The sequence below is a fragment of the Robinsoniella sp. RHS genome (genome assembly GCF_001029355.1).
GTDB lineage: Bacteria > Bacillota > Clostridia > Lachnospirales > Lachnospiraceae > Robinsoniella > Robinsoniella peoriensis.
Genome location: NZ_JNGB01000017.1, coordinates 21,474 through 32,179, shown reverse-complemented (window position 1 = coordinate 32,179; position 10,706 = coordinate 21,474). Strand labels below are relative to the sequence as shown.

10 protein-coding genes are annotated in these 10,706 nt (G+C 39.4%); 3 read left to right on the top strand and 7 right to left on the bottom strand.

Annotated elements, in window-relative coordinates:
- From RHS_RS09595 to RHS_RS09580, 4 genes are all read right to left on the bottom strand, one after another.
- The coding region (locus RHS_RS09595; protein ID WP_047833048.1) for a hypothetical protein at positions 1 to 2,429 on the bottom strand (2,429 nt) is incomplete at its 3' end.
- A complete protein-coding gene (locus tag RHS_RS09590; protein ID WP_027291964.1) occupies positions 2,416 to 3,120 on the bottom strand; it encodes a DUF6063 family protein in 705 nt (234 codons plus the stop codon). The genes RHS_RS09595 and RHS_RS09590, both read right to left, overlap by 14 nt.
- The gene (locus RHS_RS09585) at positions 3,092 to 4,723 is read right to left on the bottom strand and encodes a hypothetical protein (RefSeq protein ID WP_047833047.1); all 1,632 of its coding nucleotides are present in this window, start codon (positions 4,721 to 4,723) and stop codon (positions 3,092 to 3,094) included. The genes RHS_RS09590 and RHS_RS09585 overlap by 29 nt, the downstream gene beginning before the upstream one ends.
- 40 nt (positions 4,724 to 4,763) lie before the next feature.
- The gene (locus RHS_RS09580) at positions 4,764 to 5,771 is read right to left on the bottom strand and encodes a Wadjet anti-phage system protein JetD domain-containing protein (protein ID WP_047833046.1); all 1,008 of its coding nucleotides are present in this window, start codon (positions 5,769 to 5,771) and stop codon (positions 4,764 to 4,766) included.
- A gap of 237 nt (positions 5,772 to 6,008) precedes the next feature.
- Here RHS_RS09580 and RHS_RS09575 point away from each other — a divergent pair, with 237 nt between their 5' ends.
- Positions 6,009 to 6,224 carry a DUF4177 domain-containing protein gene (locus RHS_RS09575; protein WP_027291967.1) on the top strand — a complete coding sequence of 72 codons (216 nt, stop codon included), beginning with the start codon at positions 6,009 to 6,011 and terminating at the stop codon, positions 6,222 to 6,224.
- 96 nt (positions 6,225 to 6,320) lie between these two features.
- Here the strand turns inward: RHS_RS09575 and RHS_RS30715 are convergent, their stop codons facing one another.
- Both RHS_RS30715 and RHS_RS09570 read right to left on the bottom strand, forming a co-directional pair.
- Positions 6,321 to 6,476, bottom strand: coding sequence for a response regulator (locus RHS_RS30715; RefSeq protein WP_161597288.1), 156 nt, complete (start codon positions 6,474 to 6,476; stop codon positions 6,321 to 6,323).
- Between the two features lie 39 nt (positions 6,477 to 6,515).
- Positions 6,516 to 7,238 carry a LytTR family DNA-binding domain-containing protein gene (locus tag RHS_RS09570; protein ID WP_242858440.1) on the bottom strand — a complete coding sequence of 241 codons (723 nt, stop codon included), beginning with the start codon at positions 7,236 to 7,238 and terminating at the stop codon, positions 6,516 to 6,518.
- 189 nt (positions 7,239 to 7,427) lie between these two features.
- Here RHS_RS09570 and RHS_RS09565 point away from each other — a divergent pair, with 189 nt between their 5' ends.
- Both RHS_RS09565 and RHS_RS09560 read left to right on the top strand, forming a co-directional pair.
- A complete protein-coding gene (locus RHS_RS09565; protein ID WP_044293277.1) occupies positions 7,428 to 8,099 on the top strand; it encodes a LytTR family DNA-binding domain-containing protein in 672 nt (223 codons plus the stop codon).
- A 228-nt stretch (positions 8,100 to 8,327) separates the two neighbouring features.
- On the top strand, positions 8,328 to 9,116 hold the full coding sequence (locus RHS_RS09560; RefSeq protein ID WP_052377599.1) for an ATP-binding protein: 789 nt from the start codon (positions 8,328 to 8,330) through the stop codon (positions 9,114 to 9,116).
- Between the two features lie 351 nt (positions 9,117 to 9,467).
- Here RHS_RS09560 and RHS_RS09555 read toward each other — a convergent pair whose 3' ends face one another.
- The gene (locus RHS_RS09555; RefSeq protein WP_047833045.1) at positions 9,468 to 10,658 is read right to left on the bottom strand and encodes a sodium:proton antiporter; all 1,191 of its coding nucleotides are present in this window, start codon (positions 10,656 to 10,658) and stop codon (positions 9,468 to 9,470) included.
- Positions 10,659 to 10,706: the final 48 nt, after the last annotated feature.

Below are 10,706 nucleotides of genomic sequence, written 5' to 3'. Positions count from 1 at the left end.
GAAAGCTTCTCTATTTCCTGCTCATCCGCTGAAACCGCCTTACTTAACTGCTCCGCATATGACTTCCCATATTGGAAATTATTCAGGTCATCCCATGCCTTTCGCACATTTTCCAGCTCCTTTGAAATGTGCACAGTCTGCTCTTTTAGCCTCTCTTCCTGGATTTCCAAATCCTTAAGATATTTTTCCCTCTGTATATCTACGAAGATTTCGTCTTCGTAACTGCTGATAAAAGATGCCTGCGTACCTGCCTGTACCAGCTGATACTGCTGCTCCATCACCGTATCCAGATGCTCATAAGATAATACAGGGACTACCTGTCTAAGCAGGCATTGTTTGAGTGGAATCTGCCCTATTTTGGAAATATCCTGCTTTTTCACCACCAGGGAAAATGGCAGCATTGGGTTTTTCTTAAGCTGAATCTCTCTCTTATCCTCCGTCAGATTATTCAGATATGCCTCTCCGGTCTGATAGGTAATATCCTGATTTTCTATTGCCTGAATCAATGTCTGAGGAAGATATACACATTTATTGCGAATACCCTTTATCATATCCAATATCTGATCCCGTTCTGTCTGCCTCAGATATCTGTTTTGCTCTAAGTCAGCCGTATGCTTCCGGAAGAACTCATTTAATGCATCTTTCTCATAGATCAATTCCCGGCTAAGTTCATATTTATCCAGCAGTTCGCTGCAACGTGCATATTCTGATGCAAAGCGGTTTTGCTCTTCTGTTAAGCTAGTCAAGTGACTTACCACGGATATTTTTTTCTGCACCGCTTCCATAATCAAAGGGCCTGTGACCCTCTGCTGCTCCTTTACCCGTACCAGTCTGTCCTGCCCGTCCTTCAGTTCTTCCGCCTTTGCTTTCTCCTGACTTTCCTGCTCTTTTTTTAGGTTATTTACCGAGGTTTTATCCAGCTCTTTTAAGACATTTCGAAGCAATACCGTACCCAGCTTTTCGAAAATCTGCTCCTCTTCCTTCTCAAACCGCGTCACAAATCCACGCAGTTCTCCAATCCTTACATCACATTGACTGATCTTTTTGTCGTATTCCCGTGTATCAGCAGATAGTTGCTTCTGCCGTTGTCCATTGACAGTGATTCGTACTTTATATTGTTCAATTTCGTCCAGCAGTTCCCTTTGCTTCTTTTCTAAGCAGTATTTCAATGAATACCGCAGATCATCAAGCCGGATTCTGGTATCTGCATCCCCCTGTTCCGCTGCGATTTTCTGCCTTAGGGCCGATACTGCCCCTTGTATCACCTTCCACTCCCCGTAGAGCTTAGCCCCACGCTGGCAATGATACCGGAAGTGTACCTGACTGCATTGAGCCTTGATTTCCCTGGCATTTGCTTCTTCTTCTGCAACCTGTTCTTTTACTTCCTGCAGTTTATCACTGGCAAGATAATATTCTTCGGATGCCTTCTCTTTATAAATCCCGGACCTTTCTTCCTCCAATTCATACTGCCTGTCATGAATCTGTTCCAGTTCCGCCTTCTGCCCGGCGCCTTTTCGCTTCAGGCTCTGATGCATCTGATTTAGCAATGCCTCCGTCTGATTCACAACGTCCAGACTCTGACAGACATGATTCAGGCTTTCTTCCATCTCCTGATGCCTCCTGAGATATTCGTTGATCACCTTTTGAGCCTGTATGTATTCTTCATTTTTTATAGTATCTGACACCAGTCCTTCCAGAAGATCCTGAATGCTGGTTTCTCCGCTGTCCTGTGCCAGAATCGCTTTTTCAATATTTTTAATAATCCACTCATTAAATACACTGTCGGATGTACTGCAGCGCTCAAACAGTTCATCTATTCCGCCTTCATCATTATTCATCCGGGCGATGAGATTCTTCCATTCTTCCTGAGAAATCCCAAAATCCTGCAAAATCCTGCGGTACTGGGACGCATCATCCCTACTGTAATAGAACATTTCCCGATGAGCAGAAACCAGTTTTCTCACAGCTTCTCTGGCACGCTCAAAAGGCATCAGAACCAGCTGGTCATTTTCCCGTTTAGCAAACGGAACATAGCTGATATCAAAATCGCATGCCTGCTGATAATGACTGGCAAAGGTAAAGTAATTAATTTTATTACTTTCTTCACTTCTCATGCTGCTCCTTGGTGCAATTGCAATTCCGGTCATCAGATAATCTTTAACTGAGGGATTGTCCAGCAGCCATTCAATCATAATAAAGGCCGGACTTGTATTCTTTTTAAAATACTCAATCATCTTACGTTTCTGCATTTTATGGTCGGGAATGATGGGCTGCAGAATCAGCTGTACAAGTACACTTTTCCCGCCTCCGTTGGAAAGATTTAAAAGAGCATTTTCTCCGTCGTAAAAAGAATACATCTCATCCTGAATCTCTCTGGCATCATTATTGTAAGAAAAGTTGATGATCCTGATTCGGTTAATCTTCGGCATTGATCTTCTCCCCCTGTGAAAATAGCTGGTGAATTTCCTGTACCCTGGCTTCATCCAGATAGTAATATAAAAACAGGTCATCCATGCGTCTGGTACGCCTGATTTCTCTGCCTTCTTCCAGTACACGGACCAATTTCTCATGTTCCAGCTGCGCATAGGCACGTGCCAGCGTTCCCAGCTTCGATTTTCTGGCAATACTGTCCCCAATCTGTTTATTCTGCCATAGCTGAGCTATTTTATAAAAGTTGATGCAGTAATCCTTCTCCAGGGAAAGAGCCTCCTCTTCTCCTGCCAGGTATCCCTCCATTTTCTGGTCCAATACCTCAATCAGATCTTTGGTCTGGATAAACTCTCGCTGGATTGGGTTCGTATTCTTTCCGCCGTAGAACATCTGGAAGATCATCATACAGATATAACACTGCAGGTAGGCATCGACCAGCTTTGCGTTCGTCGCTATGTTTTCCCTGAAATCTTTCATCACATATCCCAGCACATCATTGTCCAGATTCGGTATCATATAAATAGTATTACCTGTATCCAGAATCCGGAAATTCAATTCTTCTGAAAACTGCTCCAGAATTTCGCGGACCTCTTCATTTTTATATTCTATGTACAATTCACTATCCGTTTTTGCATCAATTTCTCCGTTTTCTAATAAACGATTATATATCGCTAATGCCTGTTTCAACATCCTGCCCCACCTCGCTTCTGATCTTAGGTATTATTTCTATATCTGCCATTTCTATTGTACTGTATAACACTTCTGCTCCAACCGTATCTTCTAACACGGCATGAAAAATAAAGTCTTTTTTTTCAAATACCAGCTGTTCCACACCATAAAAATCCGGATACCTGTCTTCCATCTGCCGGAGACACCAGGACAGGTCAAACTCTCCGTTTGTATCCGGAATCATATCTTCACTGCTGTGCTTTTTCCACGATTCTATATCAATAACCCCATAATCATACAGCTTTAACAGAATCAGATAAATTCTTTTATTCTCCGTATACTGATGTATTCTCTGGGTTTTTTCCACGATATGTTCATAAAACTGCGAAAAAGTAAAAGAAGTTCCCCGTTCACCAGCAAACTTAAAGATCCGTTCTATAACCCGGAAATTCATAGCATTGCTAATTTCTCTGTCTGCAGCCTGTAAGTCCTCTTCCAGAACCTCTTCTTCCACCACATGGTCTTCTTCCTCATTCTCTCTAAGTTTTCCCTGATTCTGGTAAATCAGGGAAAGGTTCATTTTCTTGTCCAATGACGGCATACACAGAGGGGTCATTAGTTTCCAGAGATTTGATACATTCTTTGAATTTACTTTTTCCATCTCATCCATAATCTCTTTTTGGAAATCAAACCGTTTAACCACAGATGCATAAAAGCTGTTTCGAATGGTTTCTTCATAAATATCATTCATATTAAAACGTTTTCCAATGAGGTTCCGCTGTTCCCCTATCACAATCTGAATGTTCCGCTTAATCAGATTCAGGTTATATAACGCGTTGTTCATTGTTTCATCCGAATAGCCGCTTTCCTCTATCTCCCGACCGATCCGGTCTTCATCCTTCACAACCGCCTCTTTCATTTCCAGCATATCTTCATATTCTTCATCAATCAGATTGTAAGTCTCCAGAAGCAGCCTTTCATGCTCCCCCCGGTCAATGGTATGGATATTCTGCCTCACCCGGTCTATGAAGGATTCCATCTCCCGCTTCTTCTGCCGGAGCATGTTGATCAAATCCCGGCTCTGTTTTAACGCATGTTTATAGTTCTTTCTCTTGAGCAGCATCTTCAGCTTTAGCTGTTCCAGTTTAAAATCCATTTCCTTATCTATTTCTTTTGTCCGGAATAAGAAGTCATATCCCTGATCCGTCAGCTGATATATAATTTTATTATCTGCTGTTATCTTATCACTGATCAGGCGCACCTGAATATCGTGCCACTGCCGCCCGTAATCCATAATCCCATAATTTTTAACCGTCCCTTTATTTTGCAGAATATCTTTCACCATATATTCAGCCAGCCTCATCACCTGATCAAAAGGCCATTTCTTCTGATAAACCGGCAGAATATCATCCAGGAAACGCGCTATATTTTCCAGTGTACATTCATCATTTTCATTCAAAGTCTGTTCCATAATATAGACCAGCAGCGTGAAGAACAGATTATCTAATTCTTCTCCCTGAAACCAGCCCTCAATTTCCATATTCGTATTCTTTCGATTGACAATGGAATCCACAACCGCCGCAAATCCCATTCTCTTTTCAAAACCTTCTAAAAAATCAAACATAATTTCCTCTTCTATTCCATTTGTAGTAATGAAAGCTGTTCTAATCACACATTCCAATATAATCCTGAAAACTTAGTATTTCCTGGGGAATTCTTCTGTTTTCATCCAGTACTTTTCTTACAACCTCCCGATTTTGTTCTTCAAATAAATCCAGGAATCCGGTATTCCAGTCTCTTCCCCTGTTATCATCTGTCGGCTGCATCTGTAAATTCTTTGCCCGTTTGGCCATTTTGTTATATAAGGGCATAAAAGGTTGTATCATAATCTCCCTGTTATGAGTGACCGCACCATAAAACATAAGGATTCCGGCAATATCAATATCCCCTGCATAAAGTATCTTTCTCTTCTCGAAACCATATTCCGTCACAAAAGTCTGCAGTGCAGCTTCACCTGTCACCTTATTTCCTTCTCCATAGACCAGCAGTCCGGCTTTGACCCCTAAAAATCTTTTATTCTTTGAATTTTTCAATGCTTCACCAATTGAATACCATGTGTCTTTATTTTCAATGACAATCACATCACCCGCAATCTGATCAAATACCCTGCAAAAAAACGGCTCCGGCGCATAATAATAATTCAGGCTCACCTGGTCAAACTGATTAAAAGCCAGGATTCTGCTCCCGCTTTTACTCTCCAGATATTTCTCATCACCCCAGATCGCATAGGATTTTTCCTTAACAGACATTTTCTGCTGCAGCCGCGGGTCATCTTTCCAGAGCATTTCACTGAGCTTACAGATTCCGTCCCGCAGCTCCTTAAATTCCCCTGGCTTCTCCAGATACCTGCTGATATTCAGCCTTGGATTCAACGCCGCAATTTCATCGATGTAACAACTGTAATCTACCGAAGGCGGCAGCTTTTTATATTCTCGAAAGACCGCCGGATAAAAGGATGTCTTTCCGCTTTTTTTGATTGGTGCTATCTGTTTTGATTCGCAGAGTTCCTCCAGAATATCAAACAATTGCCGGTAATTCATATCCGGATAGAGATTTAAGATATCCTCGTAGCGGAAACGTTTTTTCTGTATTTTCGAAATGTCAATCTTCATCTCCTGGTCTCCTTTAATTTAATAGGTGATTTAACCTGATTCTATGTCGGGGTTCTGTTTCCTGGATTTATTATACTATAGAAGGCAGGGATTTTAAATTAAATTTTTTAATTGAATACCTGCAAAAGCAGAAAGATATATTTTCAATAGAATAGGTGCTTCATTAATAAAATCCCTCCAAATGTATATACTATCATTAGTCACTGTTTGAAAAACATAATATTTATGGAGAATAAGATGCACGAATATAAACTGGTAAGAAAAGAAATCTTAAAAGACTGCGGCAGTAAAAAACAAAAAGAACAGGAATTTGATGATTTAGAAGCTCTGTTAAATGAATATGCATCTCAGGATTGGCGGCTGCTCACAGAATTTTCTGATCTGAATAATGGAGGTCAATTGCCCGGCTATTATGTCTTTGTATTTGAGCGGGAAATCATAGAAGCGTGTTGATTCAAGAGCATGCTTCTATTGTCTAAAGAATTTACACAGGAAAAAGGACTGGTGATTTCTCACCAGCCCAAAGGGGTTTCTCACTCTATAACATATTCAGGATTCTTCTGACTCAGATATAAAATCATATAGCGTTTGAAACAACACTATAGGTTCAATGGGTTTTGCCAGATGTGCCGACATTCCTGCCTCCATACTCTTCTGCACATCTTCATCAAAGGCATTTGCTGTCATCGCAATAATTGGTATCACTTTTGCATCTGACCTTCACGTGATGCAGCCACAGCTATATTACTCTACCCCCTTCACTTCAAACAAGTGTTCCATATATATCTCCCGTACCTGCGCATAAAGCAGACGTGAAACAGGTATGGTTCTGCCTGCGTGGGTAACAAGTTCTTTTGGGGTAAGTGTGCCTATCTGCCATAAGTTGACAATGTAAGATCTATGCACTTTAATAAAATCAGATCTGCACAAGAGTTTATCCTCAACCTCCGATAGCGAAGCGGTTACTTCCCGGATATCGCCATTTGACAGATGAAAATAGAGCTTCTTACTCATAACTTCAACAAATGCCAGGTTTGAGAATAAAATACGCACAATACCTTTTTTTGTTTTTAGAGTAATGCCCTCTTGAGGATTTTGCTCCTCTGATAACAAGGTATCCAGTATGGGAAATAGTTTTTCCGGTGAAGCGGGCTTTAATAAATAGTCATTTGCCTTAACCGCATAACTTTCAAAGGCAAACTCCGGAGTGGAGGTAAGAAATATGATTTTCACATCATTGTTTGCCTGACGAATTTCCGTTGCGGTCTGGATCCCATTGACACCAGGCATCAGTATATCTAAAAAGATTATCTCATATTCCATCGCCTTCATCGTGACAAGTAATTCTGTTGCACTTTGAAAAGTCTTGTATTTAACAGGCACTTTCTTTTCAAGCCTGTATCGGTCTAAAATGGACGAAATGTGGAAAAGCTCTAATGAATCATCGTCACAAATTGCAATTTTCAAATTCTTTACCTCCATGATTATCTAAAAATTCATATTAGTTTAACATAAGTTTTTTCTATAATCCAGCACGATTTAACATTTCAGGCAGAAATTTCATACATTTCAGGCCAATTGGAACATTTTTAGTAGAAATTTGCTATTCTTTTATAAAGTTTAAAATAACTAAAAAAGTGAGGATAAAGAAAATATATGTTTCGGATTGGTTTATGTAATAATGATATAAGTGTGATTCAATCAGTCAAAGAGATAGTAGCGAAATATTTAGCCCCACAAAATATAATATTCAAAATCTATGAATTTTCAAATATAAAAGACCTTTACTTTTTTATATTAAATGAAATGTTTGATTTGGATTTACTTTTTATGGACTCTGCCCCTGACGTTGATAGTATGGGCATGGCTAAAGAAATAAAAAATATATGCTGTCGAACGTCATTTGTTTTTCTGACCAATTTTGTAGATTTTCGTTCCAGAGGATTACAAAAAGAATTAGAAAATTCCCTCCCATTTATACTGGAGAAACAGGTCCAGCGAAAAAAACAAATTCGAAAGAAAAGATTAATTGTCCCAATAAAGAATCATAAGATAATACTCATACCTAATAATATCCAATATTTAGAGCGGGTCAGGAGAATTACCCACGTAGTGAGTACAACTGAGACAGTTAGTACAACATCGAGTTTACCGGAGTTACATCCACAGTTGGAACCAGCATTTTTTATACGTTGCCACAACAGTTACATTGTTAACCTGAACTATGTCAAAGAATATAACAGATATGGATTCATTTTGAAAAATGGAAATATGATTCCTATTAGCAGACGATATTTAAAAGAGGTAAACAGAGCATTTACAAGATAAAAAATCTGTCATCTGCGAGAAACCCGCCATGGAATACTGTGCACTTAAAAGAGTTGGGTGATGAACACCTGGACGAGCTACAATTTAACCGTACTATTATCTTAATCTTGAAACTTTTTTGAATAATTCTTGAATCATTCTTGAATTGATCCTTTAAATTAAATATGCTAGACTATATTTTATCTGGTAAAAAGACAAAAAGGAAACTTCAAAAAAGAGGAAATTAAAATGATAGAAGGTAGAAAAATGCCATATGATGATGCAATAATTGAAAAAATGGATATATCAGTATTCTCTCAAGATACTATAGAGCGATATCGTTGTATATTACAGAATAAATCTCCAGAATCTGCTTACTTAAAACTGCTTACAAAAGATTTTCTAATTAATTTATCTGCATTAAAACCAAATAAAAGAGAAAAATATGTTCCTACAGTTGCCGGTTTACTTATGTTTGGAAAAGAGTCATATATCCGGGAAGAATTTCCTAACTATTTCTTGGATTATAGAGAAGAAACAGCATCTAAAAATAAAAGCTGGTCATATAGATTGACTTCTGATGATAGTACTTTTAGTGGAAATATATTTGATTTTTACCAAAATGTTCTACAATTACTCTTATCTCAAAACAATAATGGCTTTGCAGTTCATAAAGCCAAAAATGAAAGCAGTAAAATGAAAATTAAAAATGCCTTAAATGAATCCTTGGCTAATGCAGTAATCCACGCTGATTATTATGGGCGGCAAGGCGTTGTTATTAGGAAAAAAGTTGATTCTCTTTCCATCTCAAATCCGGGAAGACTCCTAATTTCAAAAGAGGAAATGCTTTCAGGCGGCGTAAGTGACCCAAGAAATCCTACAATTTTTAAAATGTTTAGTAAGATTGGTATCGGGGACCGGGCTGGCAGTGGAATAGGTAAAATAATTGAAGCATGGAAAGAACAAGGATGGGAGAAACCGATTTTTGAGGTAGTGACAGATCCTTATCGTTTTATTATAAAATTAGAAACTAAATAATTTGATACGCCATTATTTTTCATATTTACGAAATTATTGAAATTTTTTATCCTATTCCAAATATTCTTACATATCTACTTAGTGTAGACTCAAAATGCAGTGTTGTGTTAATAATCGGAATAATTACATAATATTAAAGGAGTGTTTGTTATGTGTAAGTGTTGCTGCAATTGTCGATATTCCACCTTAAATATAAAAAAAGGAAAGAAATGGTTCTGTCACTTGAAGATAGGATATGTAAGTATGAAAGATTCTTGCTGCTATTATGAACCACGATTTTAAAAGATAAATGCACCATCATTAAAAAAAAACCATTCACGGTTCTTTTTTAATTCCACAAATTACTCTCAGCTACATTTCGTCATGTGTCTGGGGGAGCAGTTTCCGGTAAGCCACGTCAACGCCAAAGGCTCCAAGGGGCGCCGTTATCAAAATAGCAAGCACTGCAACAGTCAAAACAATTTTACCGCATCCCAGTCCCAATGCCAGAGGTACGCCTCCAATCGCTGCCTGCACAGTTGCTTTCGGCATGTAGGCAATCATACAGAACAGCCGTTCTTTACCGGACAATTTCGTTTTCAGCATACACAGAAATACCCCTGCCATTCGAAATAACAATACGCCAAAAATCAGTAAAACTGCCGATGCGCCTGCTGCCAGTGCATAGCTCACATCCACGCTTGCCCCAACCAGCACAAACAGCAGAATCTCCGCCGCCACCCATAATTTTGAGTATTTCACCGACAATCTTTCCGCTACAACACGGCGCTTCTTTTGAAGTGCAATTCCCATACTCATAACAGCCAGCAAACCTGAGAACGGTATTACTCCCTTTAGCACATTTTCCAGTGCCACCATTAAAAAAGAAATGCTGAGCAGCACTACTACTTTTCCCGAATCCCTGATATGCAGTCTGGCAAACAGGACTGCCAGTATCATTCCGGTACCAACACCGGCAATCATCCCGGTAAGTATTGACACCGGAACCTGTGCAAAACTGGCAGCCGAGATACTTCCCCCCTGTGCAAGCCCGGTAAACGCGGTAAACAAGACGATAACAAATACATCATCCACAGAAGCTCCAGCCATAATAAGCTGCGGTATTCTGTTCTCTCTGCCGTAACCTTTCTCCATGAGCATCAGCATTTTCGGAACAATTACGGCCGGAGACACAGCTGCCACAACGGCCCCCATAATAGCTGCATCCAGCACAGAAATTCCCAAAAGCCCCGGTGCAAGCAGAATCATTCCCGCAATCTCGCAGCACGCCGGAACAAAACACATCAGGATCGCAGGACGCCCCACTTTCTTCAGATCATTGATATCTAAAGATAACCCCGCCCTTGTCAGAATAATAATCAGGGCAATTTGTCTTAGATCTGCGGATATACTCAAAATAGAGGGATCTAACAGATTAAGTACATACGGACCTAACACAATTCCGGTAATCAGCATGCCAAGCAAACCCGGCAGCCTTAGTTTTTTAAGAATAGAACTAAGCAGCATTCCCAATAGAAAAATAAAAGCTAAACTTGTCAACATAATATTCTCTCCTGTATTTTTATTTTTTTATTACTATTTTGAAACTTT